General features: G+C 74.8%; 22 protein-coding genes. 9 read left to right on the top strand and 13 right to left on the bottom strand.

The annotated features are described in order from the left end of the window. Positions 1-122 precede the first annotated feature (122 nt). The 3 genes from ACSURM_RS31645 to ACSURM_RS31655 all read right to left on the bottom strand — a co-directional run bounded on the left by ACSURM_RS31645 (position 123) and on the right by ACSURM_RS31655 (position 2,264). Positions 123-953, bottom strand: coding sequence for a hypothetical protein (locus ACSURM_RS31645; RefSeq protein ID WP_436959179.1), 831 nt, complete (start codon positions 951-953; stop codon positions 123-125). A 121-nt stretch (positions 954-1,074) separates the two neighbouring features. Continuing rightward, the gene (locus ACSURM_RS31650) at positions 1,075-1,764 is read right to left on the bottom strand and encodes an HAD family hydrolase (RefSeq protein ID WP_436959180.1); all 690 of its coding nucleotides are present in this window, start codon (positions 1,762-1,764) and stop codon (positions 1,075-1,077) included. Between the two features lie 20 nt (positions 1,765-1,784). Continuing rightward, complete coding sequence (locus tag ACSURM_RS31655; protein ID WP_436959181.1) at positions 1,785-2,264, bottom strand: Lrp/AsnC family transcriptional regulator; 480 nt, start codon at positions 2,262-2,264, stop codon at positions 1,785-1,787. 242 nt (positions 2,265-2,506) lie between these two features. Between ACSURM_RS31655 and ACSURM_RS31660 the strand changes: the two genes are divergently transcribed. Continuing rightward, the gene (locus ACSURM_RS31660) at positions 2,507-4,000 is read left to right on the top strand and encodes an FUSC family protein (RefSeq protein ID WP_436959182.1); all 1,494 of its coding nucleotides are present in this window, start codon (positions 2,507-2,509) and stop codon (positions 3,998-4,000) included. A 110-nt stretch (positions 4,001-4,110) separates the two neighbouring features. Beyond that, complete coding sequence (locus tag ACSURM_RS31665) at positions 4,111-5,148, top strand: lactonase family protein (RefSeq protein WP_436959183.1); 1,038 nt, start codon at positions 4,111-4,113, stop codon at positions 5,146-5,148. Positions 5,149-5,266: 118 nt separating this feature from the next. Here ACSURM_RS31665 and ACSURM_RS31670 read toward each other — a convergent pair whose 3' ends face one another. The 4 genes from ACSURM_RS31670 to ACSURM_RS31685 all read right to left on the bottom strand — a co-directional run bounded on the left by ACSURM_RS31670 (position 5,267) and on the right by ACSURM_RS31685 (position 9,237). Next, positions 5,267-6,193, bottom strand: a complete 927-nt coding sequence (locus ACSURM_RS31670) for a sirohydrochlorin chelatase (protein ID WP_436959184.1) — start codon at positions 6,191-6,193, stop codon at positions 5,267-5,269. 163 nt (positions 6,194-6,356) lie between these two features. Then, entirely contained in the window at positions 6,357-7,331 is a 975-nt protein-coding gene (locus ACSURM_RS31675; protein ID WP_436959185.1) for an N-acetylglucosamine kinase, read from the bottom strand. Further along, positions 7,328-8,005 (bottom strand): uracil-DNA glycosylase, encoded by a 678-nt coding sequence (locus ACSURM_RS31680; protein WP_359049836.1) that lies wholly within the window; start codon positions 8,003-8,005, stop codon positions 7,328-7,330. Before ACSURM_RS31680 ends, ACSURM_RS31675 begins: the two co-directional genes overlap by 4 nt. Before the next feature lie 143 nt (positions 8,006-8,148). Then, entirely contained in the window at positions 8,149-9,237 is a 1,089-nt protein-coding gene (locus tag ACSURM_RS31685) for a WD40/YVTN/BNR-like repeat-containing protein (protein WP_436959186.1), read from the bottom strand. A gap of 280 nt (positions 9,238-9,517) precedes the next feature. Between ACSURM_RS31685 and ACSURM_RS31690 the strand changes: the two genes are divergently transcribed. Beyond that, entirely contained in the window at positions 9,518-10,111 is a 594-nt protein-coding gene (locus ACSURM_RS31690; RefSeq protein WP_436959187.1) for an Rv1733c family protein, read from the top strand. Between the two features lie 163 nt (positions 10,112-10,274). On the opposite strand, the gene ACSURM_RS31695 is transcribed toward ACSURM_RS31690, so the two are convergent. Beyond that, the gene (locus ACSURM_RS31695) at positions 10,275-11,942 is read right to left on the bottom strand and encodes an acyl-CoA dehydrogenase family protein (protein WP_436959188.1); all 1,668 of its coding nucleotides are present in this window, start codon (positions 11,940-11,942) and stop codon (positions 10,275-10,277) included. Between the two features lie 71 nt (positions 11,943-12,013). On the opposite strand from ACSURM_RS31695, the gene ACSURM_RS31700 reads away from it, so the two are divergent. Together ACSURM_RS31700 and ACSURM_RS31705 are read left to right on the top strand one after the other, a co-directional pair. Further along, complete coding sequence (locus ACSURM_RS31700; RefSeq protein ID WP_436959189.1) at positions 12,014-12,781, top strand: PaaX family transcriptional regulator C-terminal domain-containing protein; 768 nt, start codon at positions 12,014-12,016, stop codon at positions 12,779-12,781. 127 nt (positions 12,782-12,908) lie between these two features. After that, the gene (locus ACSURM_RS31705; protein ID WP_436959190.1) at positions 12,909-13,706 is read left to right on the top strand and encodes an SAM-dependent methyltransferase; all 798 of its coding nucleotides are present in this window, start codon (positions 12,909-12,911) and stop codon (positions 13,704-13,706) included. A gap of 145 nt (positions 13,707-13,851) precedes the next feature. Here the strand turns inward: ACSURM_RS31705 and ACSURM_RS31710 are convergent, their stop codons facing one another. Further along, entirely contained in the window at positions 13,852-14,640 is a 789-nt protein-coding gene (locus tag ACSURM_RS31710; RefSeq protein ID WP_436959191.1) for a pectate lyase, read from the bottom strand. Positions 14,641-14,961: 321 nt separating this feature from the next. Between ACSURM_RS31710 and ACSURM_RS31715 the strand changes: the two genes are divergently transcribed. The 3 genes from ACSURM_RS31715 (at position 14,962) to ACSURM_RS31725 (ending at position 21,433) form a co-directional block, all read left to right on the top strand. Beyond that, the gene (locus ACSURM_RS31715) at positions 14,962-16,278 is read left to right on the top strand and encodes an extracellular catalytic domain type 1 short-chain-length polyhydroxyalkanoate depolymerase (RefSeq protein ID WP_436959192.1); all 1,317 of its coding nucleotides are present in this window, start codon (positions 14,962-14,964) and stop codon (positions 16,276-16,278) included. A gap of 283 nt (positions 16,279-16,561) precedes the next feature. Then, positions 16,562-17,119: a hypothetical protein gene (locus tag ACSURM_RS31720; protein WP_436959193.1), complete on the top strand. Its 558-nt coding sequence runs from the start codon at positions 16,562-16,564 to the stop codon at positions 17,117-17,119. A gap of 6 nt (positions 17,120-17,125) precedes the next feature. Further along, complete coding sequence (locus ACSURM_RS31725; RefSeq protein WP_436959194.1) at positions 17,126-21,433, top strand: HAD-IC family P-type ATPase; 4,308 nt, start codon at positions 17,126-17,128, stop codon at positions 21,431-21,433. Between the two features lie 25 nt (positions 21,434-21,458). On the opposite strand, the gene ACSURM_RS31730 is transcribed toward ACSURM_RS31725, so the two are convergent. Further along, positions 21,459-22,232: a metallophosphoesterase family protein gene (locus ACSURM_RS31730; RefSeq protein ID WP_436959195.1), complete on the bottom strand. Its 774-nt coding sequence runs from the start codon at positions 22,230-22,232 to the stop codon at positions 21,459-21,461. 150 nt (positions 22,233-22,382) lie between these two features. Next, a complete protein-coding gene (locus tag ACSURM_RS31735; RefSeq protein WP_436959196.1) occupies positions 22,383-23,462 on the bottom strand; it encodes an NADH:flavin oxidoreductase/NADH oxidase in 1,080 nt (359 codons plus the stop codon). A gap of 147 nt (positions 23,463-23,609) precedes the next feature. Between ACSURM_RS31735 and ACSURM_RS31740 the strand changes: the two genes are divergently transcribed. Beyond that, complete coding sequence (locus ACSURM_RS31740; protein ID WP_436959197.1) at positions 23,610-23,984, top strand: ArsR/SmtB family transcription factor; 375 nt, start codon at positions 23,610-23,612, stop codon at positions 23,982-23,984. On the opposite strand, the gene ACSURM_RS31745 is transcribed toward ACSURM_RS31740, so the two are convergent. Together ACSURM_RS31745 and ACSURM_RS31750 are read right to left on the bottom strand one after the other, a co-directional pair. Continuing rightward, on the bottom strand, positions 23,883-25,292 hold the full coding sequence (locus ACSURM_RS31745; protein ID WP_436959198.1) for a nucleobase:cation symporter-2 family protein: 1,410 nt from the start codon (positions 25,290-25,292) through the stop codon (positions 23,883-23,885). The two genes, ACSURM_RS31740 and ACSURM_RS31745, sit on opposite strands and share 102 nt — an antisense overlap. Positions 25,293-25,476: 184 nt before the next feature. Then, entirely contained in the window at positions 25,477-26,811 is a 1,335-nt protein-coding gene (locus tag ACSURM_RS31750; RefSeq protein WP_436959199.1) for an FAD-dependent oxidoreductase, read from the bottom strand. Positions 26,812-26,920: the final 109 nt, after the last annotated feature.

Below are 26,920 nucleotides of genomic sequence, written 5' to 3' on the forward strand. Positions count from 1 at the left end.
GGGCCGATCGGCGGGCCCCGTCGCGCGGCCACGCGTGTGACCGAACGTCCCAGTCGGTCTGCGCGGGCGCGGGAAAGGAGGGTCCGCCTCTTGGCCGACGCGGGCAGGATCTGTCGGGGCGCCTATCCGGTCGCCCGGGCGGAGCGGGGCTGGGTGCGCAGGGCGGGCAGCCGGGCGCGGTCTTCCGCTCCGGCCAGGCTCTCGTCCAGATTCAGGAGCGAGAGGAGCCGCACCGGCCGGCCGGCTGTGGCAGCGGCCTCCAGTTTGTGGTGGCCGTCGAGGAGGAAGTGCGTCAGGCCCCAGTGCGCGGAAGGGTCGTCTCCCAAGTCGAGGGCGGGCTGACAGACGTCCAGCGTGGAGACCGCCACCGCCGTGGGGACCGTTCCCCGTCCCATGAGCGCGACGTACTCCTCGACACGCTCCCTCTCGTTCCAGGTCGGGGGAACCATGGGCACGACGAACTCGTAGAGGTGGGCGTCCGCGGCGACCGCGGTCTCGAAGGTCCGGTAGTACGGGGTGTGCGGGTACTCGGGCAGGCCCCAGAACTGATCGATCCCCCACGTCGTGACCTGTTCGCCGCTGAAGTAGTCACCTTCCTTCCCCGGGACGGTCAGCCGGGGTTCCACGCTCAGGAGCAGCGGAAGGTACTCGCCTTCCGGCAGCAGCGCACCGAACGCGTCGATCACACCGCCGTCGTCCGGATCGTCCAGTGCGCCGGTGAGCCGCTCCCGCACGCTCTCCAGGGACAACTTCTCGCGCGCGCCCTCCAGCCGGCGGAACAGGAGCGGGCACGTTCCGCAGTAGAAGCTGAGCTCGAAGGCAGGCTCGTCGTCGACCATGAGCAAGCGGCGCCGCGGCCCGCCGCCTGTTTCCTGCGGTTCCGTATCGAAGCGCAACCGTGCCTCGGAGGAAGGGACGCCGAGACCGCGGGGGTCGCCCGTTCTGACCATCATGGGCCGACCGTACGGGACGCCGCGGGCCGGCTCCAGCGAGTAGTGAGCGTGTATCCGGCCGGGCGGGCCGGCTACGGCGCCGAGTCACGACGCGTACGCCGCCTTCGAGGTCCGCGCTGTTTCAGCGGCCCCCGTCGCGCAGCCACGCGTACGCCGCCTCCGCCCTGAAGTCCGCCTGACCGCCGCGCAGCAGCAGTGACGCGGTGGCGAACTCGGGGGCGTCCGCCTGGGCGGGGACGTACGGGAGGGCGACGCAGCGCATGCCGGCCGCGTGGGCCGCGGCGGCGCCGGGGGCCGCGTCCTCCATGACCACGCAGTCGGCCGGGGGTGTGCCGAGGCGGCGGGCCGCCTCGAGGAAGATGTCGGGGGCCGGCTTGCCGTGGGGGACCTCGTCGGCCGAGACCGTCGTCCGCAGGTGGGCGGCGAGGCCGGTGCCGGAGAGGGCGGCCTCGATGGCCTCGGGGGAGGAGCCCGAGGCCACCGCCATGGGGACGTCCCTGGCGGCCAGCAGCTCCACGAACGCGCGCATCTCCGGGTACGCGCGGGTGCGGGTGCGGGCCAGGTCCAGATAGCGGCGGTTCGTCTCGGCCAGCAACTCCGGTACCGAGGCGCGCAGGCCGTAGCGCTCCCGCCAGATCAGCACCGACTCCCGGGTGCTGATGCCCACGTAGGTCTCGTGGTCCGCCCAGGTGAAACCGGGGACGCCGTGGGCGGCCAGGGTCTGCCGGCTCGCCTCGTAGTAGTTCGGCTCGCTGTCCACGAGCGTTCCGTCGAGATCGAAGATGACCGAGAGGGTGCCGAGATCGTTCATGGCGCCCAGCATGCCAACCGTCAGCCGCGTGCCGTCGACCGGCCGACCGACTCCACCAGGGGCAGCAGCCGGTACGGCACCCGCTCGCGCAGCGCCACCTCGGTGCGGGTGCGGACCACGCCCGGGAGGCTGATCAGCTTCTGGATCACGTCCTCCAGGTGCGCGTTGTCCCGGCCCACCACGCGGGCCAGCAGATCCCCGCCGCCGGTGATCGAGAAGGCCTCCACGATCTCCGGCACGGCGGCCAGCGCGTCCCCCACGTCGTCCAGGTGTCCCTGGGTGACCTCGATGTGCACGAACGCCAGCACCGGATGGCCCAGCGCGGCGGCGGAGAGGGAGGGGCCGGTGCCGGTGATCACGCCGTCCCGCTCCATCCGGTCCAGGCGGGCCTGGAGGGTGCCGCGGGCCACGCCGAGGATGCGGGCGTACTCGCGCACGCTGGTGCGCGGCTGCTCCAGGAGCAGTCGCAGGATGCGGGTGTCGAGTTCGTCCACGGCCATGATGGACGACTGTACCAATGGCCCAGCCGAGGTGGAGGACCGTACGCCCTCCGACCTGGCCCGTTGGCATTCGGGAGGGTGGAGAGCCGGTGTTTGTACTGGGCCAATGGTCCGGCTGAATGGGGGACACTTGAGCCAGTGACCCCGGTGATGCTCTCATGGACGTGTCAATGGCGCTGCGGATCCCCGCGGCGCCATTTCCGTGTCGGTCTCCGTATCGGTGTTCCCAGGGGAGGGCAGCAGTGCTGAAGAGGATGTTCGTGGCACCGGACCCAGGGCGGGCGCGGTTGCGCTTCGCCGCGCGGGCCGTCCTCGGCATCGGGCTGGCGGTCGTGGTCTGCGGACTGGCCGGGCACTCCCTCCCCGGAGCGGTCACCGGGGGGCTCGCCGCGCTGCTCGCGCTGTTCACCGTCGCCGACCCGACCGTGCGCGGCCAGGCGGTCACCACCGCCCTGCTGCCCGTCGTGGGCGTCCCGGTGCTCGCCGCCGCGGCCGGACTGCACGACCACCCCGTGGCCCGGGACCTGACCTTCCTGGCCGTCACCGGCGCCGGCGTCTACGCCCGGCGGTGGGGCCCGCGCGGGCACAGCCTCGGCGTGTTCGCCTTCATGACCTTCTTCGTGGCCCAGTTCCTGCACGCCACCCCGGACCAGTTGCCCGAGCTGTACGCCGCCGTGCTGCTCTCCGTGCTCGCGGCGGCCGGCGTCCGCTTCGGCCTGTGGTGCTACGAGCGCCGGCTCACCCCGGCCGCCGCCCCGCCCGCCCCGCTCGGCGGCACCGGCCTCGCCCGGCTGACCACCCGGCAGGCCGTCCAGGCGACCGCGGGGGCCGGCTTCGCGCTCGTGTTGGGGCAGCTGGTGTCGGGACAGCGCTGGTACTGGGCCGTCGGCGCCACCTGGTGGATCTTCGTCAACACCGCCTCGCGCGGCGAGACCCTGGTCCGCGGCTTCCGCCGGGTCCTCGGCACGGTGCTCGGCATCGGCCTGGGCCTCCTCGTCGCCGTCCCCGTGCACGGCGCGCCCGTCCCGACGGCGGTCCTCGTCGCCGTCTGCGTCTTCGGCATCTTCTACACCGCCGCCGTCTCCTACACCTGGATGATGCTCTGGGTGACCCTGCTCGCCACCTCCCTCTACGGCCTGCTCGGCGTCCTCAGCCCCGGACTGCTCGCGCTGCGGCTCGCCGAGACCGGGGTCGGCGCGCTCGGTGCCGCGCTCGCCGTCCTGTTCGTGCTCCCGGTCACCACGCACGCCACCACCGACGCCTGGATCCAGCGGGCCCTGCGCTGCGTGCACGCCTGCACCGCCGAGGCCGCGGCCCGGCTGGCCGGCTCCGCCGCGGCCGACCCCGCCCCGCGCGTCGCCGAACTGGAGCAGCTGCTCGGCCGGGTACGGCTGTCGGTGGCGCCGCTGGTGCACCCGCTGAACCCGATGCCGGCCCGCAAGGCGCGGGCCCGCCGGGTGCTGGCGCTGCTCGACGACTGTGCCCGCGAGGTCCACGGCCTGGTCGCGATCGCCGCCGACCCCGTGGCCTCGCACGACGCCCGTCTCGCCGCCGCCTGCTGGCGGGTGGAGGCGGCCGTCGAGGCCCTCACCGCCGGCCGCGCCGAACCCGTCGCGCACCCCGCCGAACCGCCCGTCGAACCCGCCCTCGCCCATCTGCACGGCCTGGAGCGCGCCCTCGCCGACCTCGCGGAGCCGCTGCGCCCGCCGTCCCGGTCCCGGCTGGTCGGAGCCTGAGCGCCCCGGCACGAACCGCCCTGCCCCGCCCCTTGGTCTAGACCGCGTGGCGGGGGCTGCTACCGTCGGCCCCGGACCGGCTCGACGGGCTCGACCGAGAGGGGACAGCGGTGGCAGGGGACGGCAGGGCGGGCAGGCGCCGGGCGTTCATCGGATCGTTCACGGCGGCGGGCGGCCCCGGACTGGTGACCGCCGAGGTCGCGCCGGACGGCGGGGCCCTCACCCTGCTGTCCGCCGTCAAGGACGTTCCCGACCCCTCCTACCTCGCCCTCGCACCGGACGGGCACACCCTCTACGCGGTCAGTGAGACCTCCGAGGGGGCCGTCGCCGCCTACCGCGTCACCGGCGACCGGCCGGAACCCGCGGGCCCCCCGGTGCCGGTGGGCGGCAGCGGCCCCACCCACCTCGGCCTGTACGCCGGGCACGTGCTGACCGCCAACTACGGCTGCGGCAGCGTCACCGCCGTACCCCTGCGCCCGGACGGCTCGCTCGCCGGCGCGCCCTCCGGACGGCTCCAGCACACCGGCTCCGGGCCGCACGACCGGCGCCAGCGCGGCCCGCACGCCCACCAGGTGCAGCCCGACCCCAGCGGCCGGTGGGCCGTCAGCGTCGACCTCGGGACGGACTCGGTCCGGGTGTGCACCCTGGTGGACGGCAGCCCCGCCGTGCACCGCGAGTTCGCCCTGCGCCCCGGCTCCGGCCCGCGCCACCTCGCCTTCCATCCGGACGGCGGCCACGCCTACGTGGTCAACGAACTGACCCCCACGGTCACGGTGTGCCGCTGGGACGCCGAGCGCGGCACGCTCAGGCCCCTGACCGAGGTCCCCGTGCTGCGCGACGCGCCGGCCGGCGACGCCTACCCTTCCGGCATCGTCGTCTCGCCCGACGGCCGCTTCGTGTGGACCGCGACCCGCGGCGAGGACGTCCTGTCGGTCCTCGCCGTCGAGGCGGACGGGCTCCGGCTGACCGGCACGGTGCCCTGCGGCGGGCACTGGCCGCGCGCGCTGGCCGAACACGACGGCTTCCTCTACGCGGCCAACGAGCGCTCCGGCGACGTCTCCTGGTTCGCCGTGGACCCGGCGACGGGCATCCCCCGCTACGACGGCTCGGTGCGGGTCGCCGCCGCCTCCTGCGTCGTCTTCGGCTGAGGACCGGAGCGGACCGCCCGGGTGGCGCCGCGCCGCCCGGGTACGGCGACGGGCCCGCTCCGGGAAGGAGCGGGCCCCGTGTCGTACGCGAGCCCTGCCGGCGCCGGTGGCCGGCGGATCAGCGGACCGGGACGCCCTGCGGCTGCTGCGGGGCGATGCCCAGCGCCGTCGTGTACTTGGCGAGCGCGAGCTTGCCGACCGCCGGGTACGCGCCCAGCGCCTCGGCCGTCGCGCAGCCCGCCTCCTCGGCCGCCGCGGCGAGCAGCTCCGGGTCGATCTCCGGGCCGATCAGGTACGGCGCCAGGGCCAGCTGCTGCGAACCCGCGGAACGCAGCTGCTCGGCCACGGACGCGATCGAGCCCTCCTGGTCCAGGGCCGCCGCCATCACCGGCACGGCCAGCCGCGCGGCGAGCAGCATGCCGGTGATCCCGGCCGCCTGCACGGCCTCCTCGCCGCCCACGGACGCCAGGATGATGCCGTCGGCGGCGGTGGCCACGGTGAACAGCCGGGCGCGGTCGGCACGGGCCAGGCCCGCCTCGGACAGCCGCACGTGCAGCGCCTCGGCGAGCAGCGGGTGCGGGCCGAGGACGTCGGTCAGCTCGGCGGCGACCCGGCTGTCCATCACGGCCTGCCGGATCCGCCGCAGCAGCGCGCTGTCCGGACCGGCCAGCAGCGGAACGACGACGGCGGCCGGCCCCTCGGGCTCCGTGACCCCCTCGATGCCGGCGGCGACCGCCTGCTCGTACCGCGCGGTGCGCTCCTCGCCGGCGCGCGCCAGCACGGAGCGGAGCGCGGGGAACTCGGTGTCGTCCCCGTCCACGTACCCGATCCGGGCGTCCAGGCCGGGCAGCTCCGAGCGGGCGATGCTCACGACCTCCTCGGCGAGGCCGCGCGTGCCGGCGCTGGGCGCGCCGGGCACCGCGAGGACGAGCGCGGGCGCGCCCTCGGGAGCCACCAGCGGTTCCGGGCGGCGGTGCCGTCCGGGCTGGCGGGGGCGCGGCATTCGTACGGGCAGGCCGGACGCGGGTCCAGTGGGGGAGCTCATGGCGCCGCATGTTACTGGTTTCGTGAGCTCCTCCGTTCGGGGAGGGTGCAGGTGAGCGGTATCCGTCCGGTTTTGTCTGATGAGTTACGCGCGGATACCACCCGGACCGGGCACATGCCGGACGCATGACCCGGCACCGGGACGGAACCGCCCGAACGGGACCTCAGTCGTTCCGCTCGCGCACCACGTACAGAAGCGCCGGTTCCCCCGGCAGGGTGAGCCGGTCCGTCGCCAGATCCGTCGCGATCCGCACCGCCCCGTGCAGCGGGTCCCCCTCGGCCGGCACCTGCCGGGCATCCGGCAGCCGCCGGACCAGCTCCTCGCGCAGCGGTACGAGCAGCGGGTCGCCCATCTTGAACAGCCCGCCGGTCAGCGCCACTTCGGGGGCGCCGCCGGACGGGCACACGGCGGCGGCGGAGTCGGCCATGTGCCGGGCCGCCGCGCGCAGGACGTCCGCGGCGACCGGGTCGTGCGCGGCGCACGCGGCCACCTCGGGCGCGAAGGAGGCCAGGACGGCGGCCCGGTCGGCCCGGGGATACAGCAGGCCGGGCAGGCCGCGCACCGGGCCGAACCGCTCCTCGGCGCGGGCCAGCAGTGGCGCGGAACCGCCGTCGCGGCCGTCGTGGGCGCGCAGCGCGGCCTCCAGACCGGCCCGCCCGATCCAGGCGCCGCCCCCGCAGTCGCCCAGCAGGTGCCCCCAGCCGTCGGCCCGCCGCCAGCCCGTCAGATCCGTGCCGACGGCGATCAGTCCGGTGCCCGCGGCCAGCACGGCGCCCGGACGCGGCCCGAGGGCGCCGACGTAGGCGGTGACGGCGTCCGCGGCCAGCGCCACGGCACGCACGCCCAGTTCCCGGGCGAGGGCGCCGGGCAGTTCGGCGCGCAGGGCGTCGCCCAGGCTGGCGAACCCGGCGGCGCCGACGACGGCCGTGGGCAGGGCGTCGAGTCCCGCCTCGACGGCCAGCGAGCGGGCCACCGGGACGAGCTGGGCCATCAGGTGGGCGGGGTCGATGCCCCGGACACCGGTACGGACCGGTTCCCGGGTCTCCCCCCGCGCCGAGGGCTCCCGCCCGGGCACACCGACGGCGACCCGGAGGCCGGAACCGCCGGAGTCCACGGCGAGATACCCCGCGGCCGTCACGGCAGACGCCAGTCCACCGGCTGTCCGCCCTGCTGGATCAGCAGGTCGTTGGCCCGGCTGAACGGGCGCGAGCCGAAGAAGCCGCGGTCGGCCGACATCGGCGAGGGGTGCGCGGACTCCACCGCCGGCAGACTGCCGAGCAGCGGACGCAGATTGCGGGCGTCGCGGCCCCACAGGATGGACACCAGCGGCTTGCCGCGTGCCGCCAGGGCCCGGATCGCCTGCTCGGTGACCTCCTCCCAGCCCTTGCCGCGGTGCGCCCCCGGGCTGCGCGGCGCGGTGGTCAGCGCCCTGTTGAGCAGCAGGACGCCCTGCTGTGTCCACGGGGTGAGATCCCCGGTGGACGGCTGCGGCAGCCCGAGGTCGCTGTGCAGCTCGCGGAAGATGTTGATCAGGCTGGGCGGCAGCGGTCGTACCTCCGGGGCCACGGAGAACGACAGCCCCACCGCGTGCCCGGGGGTGGGGTACGGGTCCTGACCGACGATCAGGACCCGTACCTCGTCGAAGGGCTGCTGGAAGGCCCGCAGGACGTTCGGTCCGGACGGGAGGTACGTGCGTCCCGCGGCGATCTCCGCGCGCAGGAAGTCGCCCATGTCGGCGATCCGTCCGGCGACGGGTTCGAGGGCCTTCGCCCAGCCCGGTTCGACGATTTCATGCAACGGTCGTGGTGCCACGGGCGTCACCCTACTGCCGTACACCCGTCGCCGATCAACCGACGGCCGGAGCACGACCGGGTCCGGCCACCCGCACCGGCCCGCCCGGCCGCCCCCGCCACCGGTGCGCGCGGGGGGTGCGGCCGGGTTCGCCCGTGGGCCGGTCAGCCGATCACCGCCGCTCGTACGCACAGTACGTCCGGCAGGTGGGCGGCCAGCGGGTGCCAGCTGTCGCCGTCGTCGGCGGAGGCGAACACCTCGCCGTTGCGGTTGCCGAAGTACACCCCGGCGGGGTCGTTGTCGTCCGTGCACAGGGCGTCCCGCAGCACCGTGCCGTAGTGGTCCGCCTCCGGCAGTCCCTCGGCCAGCGGTTCCCAGGAGCGGCCCGCGTCGGCCGTGCGGAACACCCGGCAGCGGTGCCCGGCGGGCACCCGGTCGACGTCGGCGTCGATCGGGAAGACGTACGCCGTGTCGCCCCGGTGCGGGTGGGCGGCCACCGCGAAGCCGAACGTGGACGGCAGGTCCGCGCCGATGTCGGTCCACCGCGCGCCCGCGTCGTCGCTGCGGTACACCCCCCAGTGGTTCTGGAGATACAGCCGGTCCGGGGTGCGCGCGTCTCTGGCGACCTTGTGCACGCACTGGCCGAACTCCGGATACGGGTCCGGCAGGAACACCGCGGACACCCCGGAGTTGGACGGCGCCCAGCTCGCGCCGCCGTCCGTCGTGCGGAACACCCCCGCCGCCGAGACGGCCACCGTCACCGCCCGCGGATCGCGCGCGTCGGTGAGCACCGTGTGCAGGCCCTCACCGCCCAGGCCCGGCACCCACCGGGACCGGGACGGGTGCTCCCACAGCGGCCGGACCAGGGCGAAGCTCTCGCCGCGGTCCTCCGAGCGGTACAGCGCGGCCGGTTCCGTGCCCGCGTACACCACGTCCGGCTCGGCCGCGGACGGGTGCAGCTGCCAGACGCGCTCCAGCGAGGCGCCGGTGTCCTCCGGGAACCTCACGGCGGGCCGGGCCGGTTCGGTCCAGGTGCGGCCGAGGTCGTCGGAGTGGAACACCGACGGCCCCCAGTGCGTGCTGGAGCCGCCCGCCAGCAGCCGGGGCCGGGTGGCCCGGGTGTCGATCGCGACCGAGTACACGGCCTGCGCGTCGAAGTACGGACGTTCGTCGAACTCCCAGGGGCCGCCGCCCCGTCGCCGCCCGATGAACAGGCCCTTTCGGGTTCCCACCGCGAGCAGTACCTCGGCCATGGGCCGATCACCTCCGGGACGCCGTTGTCCGCGTAGTCGTCAGATGTCGGCCAGTGTGCACCCCACCACTGACAATCCCCCCGCCATGGGCGTCCGCGCTGCTCACGGCCCATGTCACCGGCCGGTGACGAAGATCGGCCGGTTCCGTTCCGGCATGCGCCTGCGCGAGAGGGGTGTCTCGTGCGACCGTCGGGGTGACGGCTCGTCGTGAGCAGCGGAGCGGTCCCTCCCGTACGGGAGGGGGCGGTCCGGCCGGTCGGTGCGCTCGTGAGGAGGATGGATGCCCTTGAAGGCGTTCCGTGGTCCGAAGGTGTGGCTGTGGCGATGGCGGCGTAACCCGCTCAGGCGCCGGGCCGACGTGGTGGAGGCATGGGTGGTGCTCGGCGCCTTCCTGCTGACCGTCCTGGCCGGAGTGCTGGCGGGCCTGGCGGCGGCCGGCGCGGTGGAGCACGGGCTCGCCCGCGAACGGGCCCTGCGGCGGCCCACCGTGGCCCGGGTCGTCACACCGGTCCCGGCGAAGCCGGCCGCGCGGGACGACCGCGCCTCGGCGGGGGAGCGGGTCTGGACCGAGGTCCGCTGGACGGCGGTCGACGGCTCCTCCCACACCGGCCGGATCCGGGTGCGCTCCGGCAGCGGGCCCGGCACGCCGGTCACCGTCTGGACCGACCCGCGGGGCCGGCTGGTCGACCGCCCCACCAGCGCCTCCGAGGGCGCCTTACGGGCCACCCTGATCGGCCTCCTGGTCGGCGTGAGCGCCGCCGCCGTGCCCTGCGTCGCGGGCCTGGCCGTACGGGGCCGCCTGGAGCGCCGCCGCATGCGGGAGTGGGACACGGAATGGGCCCGCCTCGGCCCGCAGTGGGGGCGTATGGTCTGACCACGGGACCGCTCCCCTCCGGCCAGCCGCCCTCTCGCGTGCGCGGAGTAGCGGAGTATTGGGTCCGTCGCTCCGGCCCCGGGGGCCGGAGCGCGTGGGGACGACCGGCTCCCGGCGTCGTCGGTGCCGTGACGCGCGGCGCGCACCGGGGGGCGGGATGTGGTCAGTTCCGGCCGGGCAGGGCGCGTTCCAGGATGGCGTCGAAGCCGGTGCCGGCGGGCAGGGTGCCGAACGCGTGGCCCCAGTCGCCGCCCAGCCGGGACGCGCAGAAGGCGTCCGCGACCGGGTGCGGGGCGTGCCGTACCAGCAGGGAGGCCTGGAGCGCGAGCGCCATCCGCTCGACCAGCCGGCGGGCGCCCACCTGATCGGTTCCGGCCAGTCCGTCCTTGAGCGCGGCCACGGTCGCGTCGAGGCGGGCGTCGGCCCCGCGCGCCAGGGCGAGTTCGGCGAACAGGGCCTCGGCGGTGTCCGGTTCCCGGCCGAGGGCGCGCAGCACGTCGAGCGCGTTGACGTTCCCGGAGCCCTCCCAGATCGACAGCAGCGGGGCCTCCCGGTAGTGCCGGGGCATGCCGGAGTCCTCGACGTACCCGTTGCCGCCCAGGCACTCCAGGGCCTCGGCGGTGAAGGCCGGGCCCCGCTTGGTGACCCAGTACTTGCCGACGGCGGTGGCGATGCGCCGGAAGGCCCGCTCCCCGGCGTCGCCGCGCACCGTGCGGTCCGCCGCGCCCGCGAGGCGCAGCGTGAGCGTCGTCGCGGCCTCCGACTCCAGCGCGAGATCGGCGAGCACGTTGCGCATCAGCGGCTGGTCGGCCAGCCGGGCGCCGAACGCGCTGCGGTGCCGGGCGTGGTGGCCCGCCTCGACCAGCGTCTTGCGCATCAGGGTCGCCGAGGCCATCACACAGTCCAGCCGGGTGCAGTTGACCATCTCGATGATGGTCTTCACGCCCCGCCCCTCCGGCCCCACCAGCCAGGCCACGGTCCGGTCGAACTCCGGCTCGGAGGAGGCGTTGGAGCGGTTGCCCAGCTTGTCCTTCAGCCGCTGGATGCGGAACGTGTTGCGGCTGCCGTCCGGCAGGACGCGCGGCACCAGGAAGCACGACAGCCCGCCCGGGGCCTGCGCGAGCACCAGGAAGACGTCGCACATCGGCGCCGACGTGAACCACTTGTGGCCGAGCAGCGTGTACACGCCCGGCTCCCCGGTGGGCGTGGCGGTGGTGGTGTTCGTACGGACGTCGGAGCCGCCCTGCTTCTCCGTCATGCCCATCCCGGCGAGCAGCCCGGGCTTGTCGGTGGGCACGCGCAGCTCGGGGTCGTACTCCCGGCTGGTGAGCAGCGGTTCGTACACCTTGGCCAGTTCCGGCTGGGCGCGCAGGGCGGGTACGGCCGCGTACGTCATCGAGGTGGGGCAGCCGTGTCCCGCCTCGGTGTGCCCCCACACCAGGCCGCCCGCGGTCCGGGCCACGTGCGCGCCCGGCCGGTCGTCGGCCCACGGGGCGCCGGCCAGGCCCTCGGCGACCGCCGTCCGCATCAGGTGGTGCCAGGCGGGGTGGAAGTCGACCTCGTCGACGCGGTGGCCGTAGCGGTCGTGGGTGCGCAGCACCGGCTCGTACCGGTTCGCCAGCTCGCCCCACTCCTGCGCCTGCGCGCTTCCGGCGCGCGCCCCCAGCCGCCGGAGGTTCTCCTCGGCCCATCCGGCGCCCTCCCGGCGCAGCCCCTCCAGCAGGGCCGGGTCGTCCGAGGCGTCGTACGGGGCGAGCGGCGGGGGCTGGTTGGTGACGTCGTGCGTGCCGGACTGGGGCTGGGACGGCGACTGCGCGGGAATCGAGACCATGGAAACATGTTGCACTCTTCGTGCGGTCGCAGCAATACCGCAATAAGCCGACGCGCGTACAGTACGGGTCCATGTGCGTGAACGTCCCGGCGGAGCCGGACCGGCCGGTGCCGGAACCGGCGGACCTGCGACCGCTGTCCGCCCGGTCGGTGGTGCTGAGCCTGCTCCTGGGCGTGCACCCGCCGGAGCTGCCGGTGCGGGACCTGGTCCGGCTCGTGGAGCCGTTCGGGATCGGCGGCTCCACGCTGCGGGCCGCGCTGAGCCGGATGGTGACCGCCGGGGACCTGCGGCGCGCGGACGCCGTCTACCGGCTCAGCGACCGGCTGCTGGAGCGGCAGCGGCGCCAGGACGACGCCGTACGGCCGCGCACGCGGGCGTGGCGCGGCGACTGGGAGATGGTGGTGATCACGGCGACCGGGCGCGGCCCCGCCGAACGCGCCGACCTGCGCGCCCGGTTGTCCGCCCTGCGCCTGGCCGAACTGCGCGAGGGCGTGTGGCTGCGCCCGGCCAACCTCGACCGGCCGCTGCCCGCCGAGGTGCACCGGGTGGCGCTGACGTACACGGCCCGTCCCGACGAGCCCGCGGGGGCGCTGGCCACCCGGTTGTGGCCGCTGGCCGAATGGGCGGCCACCGCGCGCTCCCTGCTCGCGCGCGCGGGCCGGGCGGACCGCCCGGCCGACCGTTTCACCGCCTACGCGGCGGCCGTCCGCCATCTGCTCACCGACCCCGTCCTGCCGCCCGCCCTGCTGCCCGCCGACTGGCCGGGCGAGGAACTGCGCACGGCGTACGCCGGTTATCGCCGGGACCTCGGCGCGGGGCTCGGGACGCGCGGGGCGTAGGGGCGCAGCGGGGGCACGCACGCACCGTGCCCGCAGCGGAGGGTGGTCGCGGCCGAGGCACCCCTGCGGGTGCGGGGGGCGGCAGGGTGTACATGTACTGGCCTGACGAGTCGAAGGAAGTACTGGCATGACCGAACCCACTGGTCCGTCCCCGCGGATCGACACGTCCGTTCCGCACAGCGCTCGCGTCTGGAACTACTGGCTGGGCGGGAAAGACCACTACCCGGCAGACCAGGCGGCCGGCGATGCCTATAGCAGCAAGTACCCCAACATCGTGCCGTTCGCGGGCGAATCGCGGGACTTTCTTCGGCGCACCATCACATTCCTGGCCCGGGACGCCGGTATCCGTCAGTTCATCGACCTCGGGGCCGGGTTGCCCACGCGCGACAACACCCACGAGGTCGCACAGCGGATCGCGCCCGACTCCCGGGTGGTGTACGTGGATCACGACCCCATCGTGCTGCTCCACGTCCACGCGCTGCTCACCAGCACTCCCGAGGGCGCTACCGCCTATGTGCAGAGCGACATGCGGGAGACGGGCGCCGTCATGGACGGCGCGGCCAGGACGCTGGACATGAACAAGCCGATCGCTCTGGTCATCAACGATGTCCTGGGCCACATCGTGGACTGGGACGAGGCGCGCGGGCTCGTACGCAGGCTGGTGGACCGGCTCCCTTCGGGAAGTTATCTCTCCTTGAGCCACTCGACCGCCTCCGACCCGGAGCACCAAGTGGTGCAGGACGAATACAACCGGTCCGGGGCGATCCCGTACATTTTCCGTGAACCGTCGGTGGCCGTGGAACTCTTCGAAGGCACGGAACTCGTCGAACCCGGCTTCACGAGCTGGCCTCGCTGGCGCCCCGAGGCAAACACCGGCCGCCTCACCGACCGCGCCGGCTGGGGCGGGGTGGCGCGCATCGCGTGACCGCGAGCGGGCCGGAACCCGCCTCCGCCTTCCCTGAGAAGGTGACGCGGTACAGGCGAGCGGCCTCGCCGCCGCCGAGGTCCGGGTTCTGGCCGAGGAGATCGACCGGCCGGGCCGCCGTCGTCGGCGGCCCGGCCCTCGGGGGTCACTTGTAGGTGATGTCCGAGCTGGAGTACTTGCAGTACGTGCCGTCCGGGCCCGAGCCGTTGGTGGTCGGTTCGGCGCCGGTGTTGTTGCCGATGTACTTCTGGCAGGGAACGATCTTCTTGCCGGTGTCGCCGACGATCGTGATGGTCCGCAGGGTCGCGCTGTCGCCGTAGTTGGTGTTGATGCCGACGAGCCTGCTGCCCTTGTAGGTCGCCTCGATGCCGCTGAGGTTGATCGTCCGCTTGTACTGCGTCTTGCAGTTGCCGCAGGAGCGGACGAACGTGCCGAAGTTCTTCACCGCGAAGTTCGAGACGTTCAGCGTGCCGGCGCCGTTGAACTGGAACACCTTGTCGCTCGCCTCCTTCGCCCCGCCGCCGCTGACGGTGTAGACGTTGGACGACGACGAGCCGAGGAAGGTGGCCGCGTCCTCGCCGACGTCCTCCCACCACACGTTCTGCAGCGTGCAGCTGCCCAGGCAGTGGACGCCGTCGGCGGCGGGCGCGCCGAGGACGACGTTCTTGAGGACCGCGCCGGGGGCCAGTTCCAGCAGGGGCCCCTGGTCCTCGCCCTGGCCGTCGCTGCCGAGGTCGCCGCTGCCGTACAGCCGCTTCATCCCGTAGTCCTTGGTGCCGGACACCGAGATGGTGGAGGAGACCGCCTGGCTGCCGTTCGGGGTCGGCCAGGTGGCCGCGTCCGCCGGTGCTCCCGAGGTCATGATCATGCCAAGCGTAAGTCCGAGGGTGGCGAGTCCGCCGAGCAGACCGCGCGAGGTCGCTGATGAGGTCATGTCCCGAAATGCCTTCTTCCGTGGGGGTGCCGCTCTGTGGGGGTTGTGTACGTGAACCACGTACGCCGTGTGGAACGCAATTGCGGGGATGCGTGGCCGAAACGGCTTCCTTGCGGGCCGGGCGGTCACGCTGATGAACGGACCGTAGGATGCAAGCGCTTTCTAGTCAACGGGTCGCGCAGCGCTTTTCCGGTCCGCGAGAAGTGGGGTGGGAGCGCTTCCATGACGTGCGTGTCCATGCCACGATGCCGGGTGGTCCTCCCCGCGCGAGACGCACACAGCACGCCCCCGTACGACCCGCGATCAGAAGGGACAGGTGACGTGCCCCCCACACCGCACCGGTCGGGAACCGGCCCGCGCCCCGTACTCGTCGCCCTGCTGGGCGTCCTGCTGCCGCTCCTCGCGGTCCTCGGCCTCGCCGCGCCGCCGGCCCAGGCGCGGACCGGGGCCGTCCCCGCGGCCACTCTCACCGAGGTCACCGGATTCGGCGCCAACCCCAGCGACCTCCAGATGTACGTCTACGTCCCGCGGAACGTCGGCCCGCACCCGGCGATCGTCGTGGCCGTGCACTGGTGCGGCGGCTCCGCCTCCGCGATGTACTCCGGCACCGAATGGCCCTCGCTGGCCGACCGGCACGGATTCGTGCTCGTGTACCCGTCCGTCACCCGCGCCAGCAAGTGCTTCGACGTCTCCTCCCCGCAGGCGCTGCGCCGTGACGGCGGCAGCGACCCGGTCGGCATCCGGTCCATGGTCGACTGGGCGACCCGCGCCTACGCGGCCGACACCGGCCGGATCTTCGTCACCGGCATCTCCTCCGGCGCGATGATGACCAACGTCCTGCTCGGCGACTACCCCGACGTGTTCGCGGCGGGCGCCGCCTTCTCCGGCGTCCCCTTCGGCTGCTTCGCCACCACCGACGGCTCCGAGTGGAACAGCGCCTGCGCCGGCGGCACCGTCACCCGCACCGCGCGGCAGTGGGGCGACCTGGTGCGCGCCGCCCACCCCGGCCACACTGGTCCGCGACCGCGCGTGCAGCTGTGGCACGGCACCGAGGACGACACCCTGCGCTACCCCAACTTCGGGGAGGCGGTCAAGCAGTGGACGAACGTGCTCGGCGTGAGCGAGACCCCCGCCGCCACCGACACCCCCGCCACCGGCTGGATCCGCACCCGCTACGGCGGCACCGGTGACACGGCCCCCGTCGAGGCGATCAGCCTCCAGGGCGTCGGCCACAACCTCTACAGCTGGGGCATGGCCTCCCGCGCCCTCACCTTCTTCGGCCTCGACGGCGACGGCGGCACCGGTCCGCAGCCGCCCGCCGGGCCCTGCGCGGTCACGGCCGCCGTCAGCACCTGGAGCACCGGCCTGACCGCCTCCGTGACCGTCACCAACACCGGCACGGCCCCGGTGAACGGCTGGAAACTCGGCTTCGCCCTCCCGGCCGGCCAGACCATCACCAACGGCTGGAACGCCGACTACAGCGCCCGCACCGGCGCGGTGACCGCGACCAACGCCGCGTACAACGCCACCATCGCCCCCGGCGCGAGCGTCACCCTCGGCTACCAGGCCACCCACACCGGCGACAGCACGGCGCCGACCGCGTTCAGCCTCAACGGGAGCGCCTGCACGGTGGGTTGATCACTCGCGGAGGCGCACCGGTCCGGCAGGGGACGGCCGGTCGGTGCGCACCGCCCCGCCCCGGGATCCCGCCGAGATCGCCGCGCCGCGTACGGCGCCCCGGCACGGTCCGTGAGCCCGGCACGCCGCTCGACCTCGGTCATCCCCGCGGGCGGGGGTGGCGTCGCGCGGGGCGGAGAGGTTTCCTGGTAGCAGTGGGCGTCCCCCCGGGAAGGAGGGGGTGACCAGCGCGGTCGCGGGCACTCGGTGGGCACGCAAGGCGATCTCACCCCCGAGGAGAGTCATGGCTGAGCAGAAGTCGTCGTCGGTCCTCACGGCGCCCCTGCGCGGCGCCACCTCGGTCCTGCGCAGGGTGCCCGGCGCCGGAACGGTGGGCAGGGCCGCCGAGGAGACACTCGACAAGATCGGCGCGGTCTCGCCCCGCGGCCGGCGCATGGCGGTGTACGCGGGCGCCGGGGTGCTCGGCGTGGCGGGCGTGGTGGAGTGGCCCGTGGCGCTCACCGGCGCGGCGGTGGCCTGGCTCACCCAGCCCCGGCCCGGCCGGCCGGCGCGGGCCGGGGACACCACCGGGCCGCGCCCGGAGCCCGCGCACGACCTCGGCACCGCCGCCCTCAGGTCCGGCGCGGGACACGGCCGGGTGGTCGAGAGCGCGCCGGGCGGCAGCGGGAGCCACGCGGGAGACCCGGCCCCCGGGCGCGCCAAGGGACCGGGACACACCGAGGCGCCGGGGCCTCCCGCATCCGACCACGGCGCCGGGACGTCCGGGACCAGGGCCTCCGGGAGCAGGACGTCCTCGGGCCCGCTCGGGCCGACCGCCCGACCCGAACGCACCACGCTCTAGGAGGTCATGGTGGCCGGACTGCTGACGGCGCCGACAGCCGCCGCACGGCTGCTGCCCGCGGCACCACGCCTGCTCGCGCGGGCGGCGGCACCGGCGGTCGGCATGGCCGCCGGTGCCGCCGCGAGTACCGCGCGCGCCGGGGTGCGCGGCGCGGACACCGCCGCACGGGTCGCCCGGGTGGCCCGCAACGCGCTGCCCGGCGCCGGTACCCACTGGCGCTCCGGCGCCCGCGCCCATCTGGCCGTACGCCCCTTGGAGCGGGACCCGGCGCGGGGGACCGGGGGCACCGCGCACCTGGCGCGCAGGCTGGCCGAGGCACTCGAGGAACACCCCGAGGTGCTCATCGCCTACTGGGACCAGGGGCTCGCCCGCCTGGTCGTGACCGCGACCGGCGAACAGGCCGCCGACCGGGTCCTCGCGCACGCCGCGGACCTGGCCGAACGGCACGGCCTGGCACTGGCCGACGGGGACGTCGCCGAGACCACGCACCCCGCCGACCCGGCCGGGGTGCGCGCCGCCGCGGCCACGCTCGCCGCCGACGCCGTCGGCATCGCCGTGGCCCTGACCGCCTACACGCTGCGGCTGCCGCCGTCCCCCCGGATGGTGACCGCCGTGGTGACCCTGCTGCGGGAGAACCCGGGCTTCCGCGACCGGCTGCGCGCCCGGCTCGGCGACTCCGGCATGGACCTCGCGCTGGCCTGCGCCAACGCCGCCGTGCACGGCGCCGGGCAGAGCCCCACCTCGCTGATACTCGACGGCGCCCTGCGCGCCTGCCAGGTGGCCGAGACGGTGGCCCGCTCGGCCGCCTTCGACGCGGTGCACGACCGGCTGTGCGCCCCGCAGCGGGTCAGCATCGCCCCGGACGGCCCGCCCCGACCCCCGCTGCGAGTCTCCCCGGCCCAGGAGTACGCCGCCCACGCCTCCGCCGGCAGCGTGCTCGGCGCGGCGGCCACCCTGCTGGTCAAGCACGACGCCAACGAGGCGGCGGAGGCGGTGCTGGCCGGCTCCCCGAAGGCGGCCCGCTACGGCCCGGCCGCCTTCCACGCCGTGCTCTCCGGCGCGCTGTCCCGCACCGGCGTGCTGGTCCGCGCCCCGGAGCGGCTGCGCCAGCTGGAGATGGCCGGCACCGTCGTACTGCACCCCGGCGCGCTGCGCACCGAGGACGGCGAACCCGACCCGTGGGCCGAACCGGTGCTGGACGCCGCCCGCCGGGCCGGACTGCGGGTCGTGCTCGTGGACGATCCGGCCCTGGAGGACTTCACCGGCCTCGCCGACCAGGTCGTCGACCCTCGACGGCCGCTGGACGACGTGGTCTACGAGGCGCGCGGCGAGGAGGGCGCCGTCCTGGTGGTCGCCCGCGTGCGCACGGCCGCCGAGCACGACGTCCTGGCCGCCCTGCGCGCCGCCGACATCGCCCTCGCCCTGACCGACCGGGACGGCGCGGTCGTCTGGGGCGCCGACCTGCTCGCCCCGCACGGCCTGCCCGACGTGTGGCGGGTCCTGACCGCGGTCCCGGCCGCCCGCCGGGTCGGCCGCCGGGCCCAGACGCTGGCCCGCTCCGGCGCCGCGCTGTCCGGGCTGCTCGTCGCCGTCGGCGAGTCCGGCGGCGGCAGGGGCCGCCGGGCCGTGCTGCCGGGGCTGCGGCACGCGCCGGTCGACGCGGGCGCCGCCTCCGCGCTGCTGTCCGGGGTGCGCGCCGCGCTCGGCGTGGCGACGGCCCGCGCCCCGCACCCGCGCCCCCGGGTGCACTGGCACGAACTGGACGTGGACGAGGCCCAGGACCGGCTGGCCCGGGAACCGGCCGCCGACACCGGGGCCGACACGCTGACCGCCCGGGTGCGCAAGGCGGCCAAGGGCGTCACCGGGCACCCGGCCGCGGCGCCCGTCCGCTGGTCGTACCGGCTCGGCCGGGCCGTCCGGAGCGAACTCCAGGACCCGCTGACCCCCGTACTGGCCGTCGGCTCGGCGGCGTCCGCCATCCTCGGCTCGGTCGTGGACGCGCTGCTCGTGGTCGGCGCCCTGGACCTGAACGCCCTGGTCGGCGGCCTCCAGCGGCTACGGGCCGAACGGGCGCTGTCCGGACTCGTCGCGGAACAGAAGCAGAAGGCCCGCCTGGTGCCGCCGCAGGCCGAGGCCCCGGCCGGCGGCACCCGCACCGTGGACGCGGGCCGGCTGCGGCCCGGCCATGTGATCCAGCTCAAGACGGACGACGTGGTGCCCGCCGACGCCCGGCTGCTGTGGCAGGAGGGCCTGGAGGTGGACGAGTCCGCGCTCACCGGCGAGTCGCTGCCGGTGGAGAAGCAGACCGACCCCACCCCGCACGCCGCCGTCGCCGATCGGCGCTGCATGGTCTTCGAAGGGACGACGGTGGTGGCGGGCGAGGCCCGGGCCGTCGTGGTCGACACCGGCGACCGCACCGAGGCGGCCCGCGCCGTCCACCTCGCCGCGCGCACGCCCCCGGCCGGCGGAGTGCAGGCCCGGCTCCAGGAACTGAGCCGCAAGGCGCTGCCGCTGACCCTCGGCGGCGGCGCCGCGGTGACGGGCCTGGCGCTGCTGCGCGGCACCCCGATCCGCGAGGCGGTCAGCGGCGGCGTGTCGGTGGCCGTGGCCGCCGTACCGGAAGGGCTGCCGCTGGTGGCGACGGTCGCCCAGCTGGCCGCGGCCCGCCGGCTCAGCCGGGGCGGTGTGCTGGTGCGCACCCCGCGCACGTTGGAGGCGCTGGGCCGCATGGACACCATCTGCTTCGACAAGACCGGCACGCTCACCGAGAACCGGCTGCGCCTGGTGCGGACCGCCGACACCGAGGGCGAGGTCCACGCCGTGGACGACCCCGGCGCCGAGCACACCGTACGGGCCGCCGCGCGGGCCTGTCCGCAGCTCGACGGCGGCTCCGGCCGGCCGGTGCACGCCACCGACGAGGCCGTGCTCGCCGCGGCCCCGCCCGACCCGGACTGGTCCCGGAGCGCCGACCTGCCGTTCGAGGCCGCGCGCGGATACGCCGCCGCCGTCGGCCGCGCCGGGGACGGTCCGCCCGTGCTGGTGGTCAAGGGCGCCCCCGAGACCGTACTGCCCGCCTGCGCCGGGCTGCCGGAGCACGCCGCCGACACCGCCCACGCGCTGGCCGGGGACGGGCTGCGGGTGCTCGCGGTGGCCGAACGGCGCCTCGATCCGGCCGAGCAGGAGGACGAGGCCCTCGAACGGCCGCTGGAGAACCTGGAGTTCATCGGCCTGCTGGCGCTGTCCGACGTACCGCGGGTGACCTCCACGGCACTGGTGGACGCGCTCAACGGGGCGGGCGTACGGCCGGTGATGCTCACCGGCGACCATCCGCAGACCGCGCGGGCCATCGCCGCCGACCTGGGCTGGCCCGCGGACACGGTGGTCGTCACCGGCGATGAGCTGGCCGCCGCCGACCGGGCGGCCCGGGCCCGGATGCTGCGCGACGCGGGCGTGGTGGCCCGGGTGGCGCCCGAGCAGAAGCTCCAGGTGGTGGAGGCGCTGCGGGACGCGGGCCGGGTGGTCGGCATGGTCGGCGACGGTGCCAACGACGCCGCGGCGATCCGCGCGGCGGACATCGGCGTCGGCATCAGCGCCCGGGGCTCGGCCGCCGCCCGCAACGCGGCGGACATCGTGCTGACCGACGACGATCTGACGGTCCTGGTCGACGCGGTCGGCGAAGGCCGCGCCCTGTGGCACAGCGTGGCCGACGCCATCGCCATCCTGATCGGCGGCAACGCGGGCGAGGTCGGGTTCGGCATCATCGGGACCCTGCTGTCCGGGCGGGCGCCGCTGTCCACCCGGCAGATGCTGATGGTGAACCTGTTCACCGACCTCTTCCCGTCGATGGCCGTGGCGGTGACGGAGAAGGAGGACGGTCAGGGCACGGTCCGGGCGGGCGGCGGGTCGCCGGAGGACGCCGCCGCGGTGCTGGGCGCCCCGCTGCTGCGGCAGATCCGGCACCGGGCGCTGACCACCTGTCTGGGCGCGGTCACGGCCTGGCTGATCGGCCGCTTCACCCCGGGCACCGCCCGCCGCTCCAGCACCATGGCCCTGTGCGGGGTGGTCGGCACCCAGCTGGTGCAGACCCTGCTCGACCGGCGGGACAGCCGGCTGGTGCAGGTGACCTCGCTGGGCTCCGCGCTGGCGCTCGTCGCCGTGGTCCAGACCCCGGTCCTCAGCCGCGCGTTCGGCTGCACCCCGCTCGGCCCGTTCGCGTGGGCGGGCGTCGTGGCCGCGATCGCCCTGGCCCTGGCGGGCCAGCGGTCACTGCCCCGCCTGGAGCGGACGGTGGGACGACTCCTGCCCACGAGGTGACGGCCGGGACCGGCCGCCACGCCACCTACGGGTGAGTGTCACGGGCAGGGCCGCGTCCGACCCGTGCGGCGAAGACCGCGTGGGCGTCGGTGTCGGTCGCCCGAGCGTGCAGGAAGTAGTCGGCCCACTCGGCGATCCCGGGGTAGGACGAGCCCTGGCCGAGCCGGGTGACGGCGGCCTCGGTGTCGTAGTGCGTGGTGCGGAGTTCGACGCCCGGCCCCAGAAGGGCCCAGTGCGCCCCGGGGCGCCCGTAGGGCATCCCGATGCTGCCGGGGTTGATCACCAGTCGGCCGTGGGCGAGGCGGACGAACGGCATGTGGGTGTGGCCGCAGACCACGGTGCGGATGTCAGGGTCGAGCCCCGCGAAGACGTCCCGCCACCGGGCGGGACGGGAGTCGACGAGGACGACCTCCTCGTCGTCACGAGGGGTGGCATGGCAGAACAGCACCTCGCCCAGGCCGTGCACGGACAGGGAGAGGGATCGGGGCAACGAGGCGAGCAGGTGGAGATGGTCCTCGCGGAGTTGTGCGGCCGCCCAGGGAGCGATCGGATCGGGGATCGTGTCGCGTTGTCCCCGGCGGTACTCGAGGAGTTCACGGTCGGCGTTGCCGCTGATCCAGCTGACGCGGTCGCCGAGGCCGGTCAGCAGGTCGAGGACCTGGGTGGGTTGCGGACCGGCGGCGATGTCGCCGGTGAGCACGATGCGGTCGGCGGCGCCGACATCCGGTTCGGCGAGCACTGCCTCCAGGGCCGGCAGGACTCCGTGGATGTCGGACAGGACGGCTACTCGGTTCGGCATGCTCACCACTGTGGGGCGAAGGCAGCAAGGAGCAACCGTACGGCCACCGGCACCGGCACCGGCACCGGACCGCCCGGTGCGGTCCGGCAGGTGTCGTCCGGCCGGAGTGGTCCGGTGCGGTCCGGTGTGGTCCGGCCGTCGGGAGCGGGGTCAGACCGACCGGTGGTACTGGATCGGCACCCGGATCTCCGCACCCAGTTCGCGGGCTGCGCGCCGGGCCCAGGACGGGTCGCGGAGCAGCTCGCGGCCGAGCAGGACCACGTCCGCCTCGCCGTTCGCCACGATCTTCTCGGCCTGCCCGGCCTCGGTGATCAGCCCGACGGCGCCGACCGGCAGCGGGGTCTCGGCCTTCACCCGGGCGGCGAACGGCACCTGGTAGCCCGGCCCGGTCGGGATGCTGACGCCGTTGGCGTTGCCGCCGGTGGAGACGTCGAGCAGGTCCACGCCGTGGGCGTGCAGGTCACGGGCGAAGCGGACCGTGTCGTCCGCGGTCCAGCCGCCCTCGTCGAGCCAGTCGGTGGCGGAGATGCGGAACAGCACCGGCTTCTCCGCGGGCCACACCTCGCGTACCGCGTCCACGACCTCCAGGGCGAACCGGGTGCGGTTCTCGTACGAGCCGCCGTAGGCGTCCGTGCGACGGTTGGAGAGCGGGGAGAGGAACTCGTTGACCAGGTAGCCGTGGGCACCGTGGATCTCCACGGTCTCGAAGCCCGCGGCCAGCGCCCGGCCCGCGGCGGCGGCGAACTGCCCGACGATCTCCTGGATCTGAGCAACCGTCAGTTCGGTCGGCACCGGGTGCCGTTCGTCGAACGGCAGCGCGCTCGGGGCGACCGGCTGCCAGCCGTGCGCCTCCGGCCCGACGGGTCCGCCGCCCTTCCACGTCCGGTCCGTCGACGCCTTCCGGCCGGCGTGAGCGAGCTGAATTCCGGGCACGGTGCCCTGCTCGGTGAGGAAGCGGGTGATCCGCCGGAAGGCCTCCACCTGGGTGTCGTTCCACAGTCCGAGGTCGTACGGGGAGATCCGGCCCTCGGGGGCGATCGCGGTGGCCTCCGTCACGATCAGCCCGGTGCCTCCGGCGGCCCGCGCCGCGTAGTGCGCGAAGTGCCAGTCGTGCGGCACGCCGGCGAGCGGACCCTCCGGCTCGGCCGAGTACTGGCACATCGGCGCCATCCACACCCGGTTCGGGATGGTCACTTCGCGCAGGGTGAGGGGCTCGAAGAGCGCGGGCATGACGGACTCCATTTCGTCGCGGACGGCTTGATCCTCTCGTACGTCATCCATCGTACTACGACGAACGTGAAACTACGGCAGGTGTCGAACTACGGGAGATCTCGTACGATGGCCATCGAAGGAGTCCCGTGACGAAGGGCGGACCCCGTGACCGAGACAGCCGCCACCGGCCGCGCGCTGCCGCACCCGGAGCGTGAGCACATCCGGCTGGAGTCCGTGCTGCACGCGCTGTCCGACCCGATGCGCTTGCGGATCGTTCGTGAACTGGCCGCCAAGGAAGCGGAGTTGGCCTGCTCGCAGTTCGACCTGCCGGTGACCAAGTCCACCAGCACGCACCACTTCCGGGTGCTGCGGGAGAGCGGGGTCGTCCGGCAGGTCTACCGGGGCACGGCCAAGATGAACGGCCTGCGCCGGGACGATCTAGAGAGCCTCTTCCCGGGGCTGCTCGACAGCGTCCTCGCCGCGGCCGACCGGCAGGCCGCCCGGCTCGGCGACGCCGCCCGCGTCCCGGCCGGCGGCTGAACCACCCTTCCCCGGAAGGTGGTTGAAGAGCAGGTTCAGCACGATCGCGGACAGGCAGCCCGCGCTGATGCCGCTGTTCATCACCGTCTGGAACCAGTCCGGGAACTTCGCGTACAGCGTGGGCACGCCCACCGGCAGCATGCCGATCGCGACCGAGACGGCCACCACGGTCAGATTGCCGTTGCCCCGGAAGTCGACCCGGCTCAGCGTGCGCAGCCCGCTCGCCGCGACCGTCCCGAACATCACCAGCCCGGCCCCGCCGAGCACCGGCGCCGGGATCGCCGCGACCACCGCGCCCAGCTTGGGCAGCAGACCGAGCAGCACCAGGATGCCGCCGGCCGCCGCGACCACCCAGCGGCTGCGCACCCGGGTCATCCCCACCAGGCCCACGTTCTGCGCGTACGCCGTGTACGGGAAGGTGTTGAACACCCCGCCCAGCACGGTCGACAGGCCGTCCGCGCGCAGCCCGTCGGCCAGCGTGCGCGGTTCGGCCCGCCGCCCGGTCAGCTCGCCGACGGCGATCAGGTCCCCCGTGGTCTCGGTCATCGACACCAGGGCCACCACCAGCATGGACGCGATGGCGGAGACCCGGAACTCGGGCGCCCCGAAGTGGAACGGCGTGCTGATGCCCAGCCAGTCGGCGCCGGCGACCCCGCCGAAGTCGGTGAACCCCAGCGGCACGGCGACCGCGAGCCCGGCCGCGATGCCGACGAGCACGGCGATCCGGGAGACGAAGACGGGCGCGAACCGCTGCACCCCGAGCACCACGGCCAGGACGAAGCCCGCCAGCGCCAGGTTCCGCGGCTCGCCGAAGTCCTCCGAACCGGTGCCGCCCGCCGCCCAGTTGCCCGCGACCGGCAGCAGCGAGACCCCGATGACCAGGATCACCGTGCCGGTGACCAGCGGCGGGAAGAAGCGCAGCAGTCTGCCGAAGACCGGCGCCAGCAGCATGATCGCCAGCCCGGCGACGATCACCGAGCCGTAGATCGCGGGCAGTCCGCCGTCCGTCGTCCCGATGAGCACCATCGGTGACACGGCCGCGAACGTGCACCCCTGCATGACCGGCAGCCGCACCCCGAACCACCGGAAGCCGACACACTGGATCAGCGTGGCGACCCCGCACACCAGCAGGTCCGCGGTGATCAGATACGCCAGGTCGGCGGGTGGCAGCCGCATCGCGCCGCCCACGATCAACGGCACCGCGACGGCGCCCGCGTACATCGCGAGCACGTGCTGGAGCCCGAAGGCGGCCAGCTGCCGGACGGGGGGAATCTCGTCGACGGGGTGCGCGGCTGCGGTCATGGCCATGAGGTCTCCATCTGCGGCGTACGGGGCGGGATCCGGACAAGAGGACAGCCGGGCATCCGGGCATCCAGGCATCGACATCCGGATCCGGACAGCAGGAGACCGTAAGGGCCTTGAACAGTTTGTTGATTTCAGGTCTGTTGCCGCTGTGTGTCCCGCGTTCCGGGCGCTCCCGCCGCCACGCCGCCTACGGCACCCGTGCCGCCGCCAGCAGGGCGTCCCAGTCGGACAGCTTGACCACGTTCCGGCCCAGCCGCGCCCCCAGCTCGGCCTCGGCCCGCTCGATCGCCAGCCAGCCGCCCCAGGGCACGGGTTCGACGCCGGCCGCCCGGAGCGCGGCGACCGGATCCGCGGGCACGTCCGCGCGGGCGAGGGCGGGGGCGTCCACGAGCAGCGAGGTCACCGTCTCCTTGGCGCAGGGCCGGTTGGTACCGATGACCCCGGTCGGACCGCGCTTGATCCACCCGGCGACGTACTCGCCGGGCGCGGGCACGCCGTCGCGCAGGACGCGTCCCTCGCGGTGCGGGACCGTGCCGTCGGCGGGGTCGAACGGCAGCCCCTCCAGGGGCACTCCGCGATAGCCCACCGAGCGCAGCACCAACTGCGCGGGCACGTCCTCGTACCGGCCCGTCCCGGTGACGCCGCCCCGGTCGTCCGGCGCCGTGCGCTCGAAGCGGACGGCGCCCACCCGGCCGCCGGCTTCGAGCAGTTCCACCGGGCGCAGGAAGAATCGCAGCCGGATCCGCCGGGCGGCGGTCTCGGTGGACCGTGCCGCCCAGTCGCGCAACACCTCCACGTTGCGGCGCTGCCCGGCCGGCAGCGCGGCGGGGTCGGCCGGGTCGAGCGCCAGGTCGGCCTTGTCCACGGTCACGTCGGTGCCGGGCAGGGCGCCCAGCTCGCGCAGCTCCTTGGTGGTGAAGCGGGCCTGCGCCGGGCCGCGCCGGCCCACCATGTGCACCTCGGTGAGCGCGCTCGCCGCCAGCGCGTCCAGCGCGGCCTGCGGGATGTCCGTGCCGCGCAGCTCCGCGGCACCCCGGACCAGCATCCGGGTGACGTCCACCGCGACGTTGCCCACCCCGACGACCACCGCCGACCGCACCCCGCGCAGGAAACCGGCGTCGGCCGCGTCCGGGTGCGCGCTGTACCAGGAGACGAACTCGGTCGCCGAGAAGCTGCCCGGCAGGTCCTCGCCGGGGATCCCCAGCCGCCGGTCACTGGCGGCGCCCACGCAGTACACCACCGCGTGGTACAGCTCCCTCAGCCGCTCCACCGGCAGACCGCCGGGGCCGCCCACCCGCACCCCGCCGAGGAACCGCACCCGCTCGTGCTCCAGCACCGTCCGCAGGCTGCCCTGGAGGGACTTGATCTTCTCGTGGTCCGGTGCGACGCCGTAGCGGACCAGGCCGTAGGGGCACGGCAGCCGGTCCAGGACGTCCACCAGGACCTCCGGATCACGCTGCACCAGGCCCTGGGCGGTGTAACACCCGCTCGGCCCGGATCCGACGACGGCGACACGCAGCACAGCGGTACTCCTTGCCCGAAGGAAGGGCGTGCGGACACTTCCAGCATGGCACCGCGCGGCCCGGGCGGGCAGGGCCGGTGGAGTGATCCGGACGCGTACGCGCTCGTCA

This window comes from Streptomyces sp. SudanB182_2057 (genome assembly GCF_964272715.1).
Taxonomy (GTDB): Bacteria; Actinomycetota; Actinomycetes; order Streptomycetales; family Streptomycetaceae; genus Streptomyces; species Streptomyces rubradiris.

Coding starts and splice junctions, on each gene's coding strand:
- ACSURM_RS31645 (WP_436959179.1), bottom strand. CDS start 953: ATGATGGTCAGAACGGGCGACCCCCGCGGTCTCGGCGTCCCTTCCTCC.
- ACSURM_RS31650 (WP_436959180.1), bottom strand. CDS start 1,764: ATGAACGATCTCGGCACCCTCTCGGTCATCTTCGATCTCGACGGAACG.
- ACSURM_RS31655 (WP_436959181.1), bottom strand. CDS start 2,264: ATGGCCGTGGACGAACTCGACACCCGCATCCTGCGACTGCTCCTGGAG.
- ACSURM_RS31670 (WP_436959184.1), bottom strand. CDS start 6,193: ATGAGCTCCCCCACTGGACCCGCGTCCGGCCTGCCCGTACGAATGCCG.
- ACSURM_RS31685 (WP_436959186.1), bottom strand. CDS start 9,237: ATGGCCGAGGTACTGCTCGCGGTGGGAACCCGAAAGGGCCTGTTCATC.
- ACSURM_RS31690 (WP_436959187.1), top strand. CDS start 9,518: ATGCCCTTGAAGGCGTTCCGTGGTCCGAAGGTGTGGCTGTGGCGATGG.
- ACSURM_RS31695 (WP_436959188.1), bottom strand. CDS start 11,942: ATGGTCTCGATTCCCGCGCAGTCGCCGTCCCAGCCCCAGTCCGGCACG.
- ACSURM_RS31700 (WP_436959189.1), top strand. CDS start 12,014: ATGTGCGTGAACGTCCCGGCGGAGCCGGACCGGCCGGTGCCGGAACCG.
- ACSURM_RS31705 (WP_436959190.1), top strand. CDS start 12,909: ATGACCGAACCCACTGGTCCGTCCCCGCGGATCGACACGTCCGTTCCG.
- ACSURM_RS31710 (WP_436959191.1), bottom strand. CDS start 14,640: ATGACCTCATCAGCGACCTCGCGCGGTCTGCTCGGCGGACTCGCCACC.
- ACSURM_RS31720 (WP_436959193.1), top strand. CDS start 16,562: ATGGCTGAGCAGAAGTCGTCGTCGGTCCTCACGGCGCCCCTGCGCGGC.
- ACSURM_RS31725 (WP_436959194.1), top strand. CDS start 17,126: ATGGTGGCCGGACTGCTGACGGCGCCGACAGCCGCCGCACGGCTGCTG.
- ACSURM_RS31730 (WP_436959195.1), bottom strand. CDS start 22,232: ATGCCGAACCGAGTAGCCGTCCTGTCCGACATCCACGGAGTCCTGCCG.
- ACSURM_RS31735 (WP_436959196.1), bottom strand. CDS start 23,462: ATGCCCGCGCTCTTCGAGCCCCTCACCCTGCGCGAAGTGACCATCCCG.
- ACSURM_RS31745 (WP_436959198.1), bottom strand. CDS start 25,292: ATGGCCATGACCGCAGCCGCGCACCCCGTCGACGAGATTCCCCCCGTC.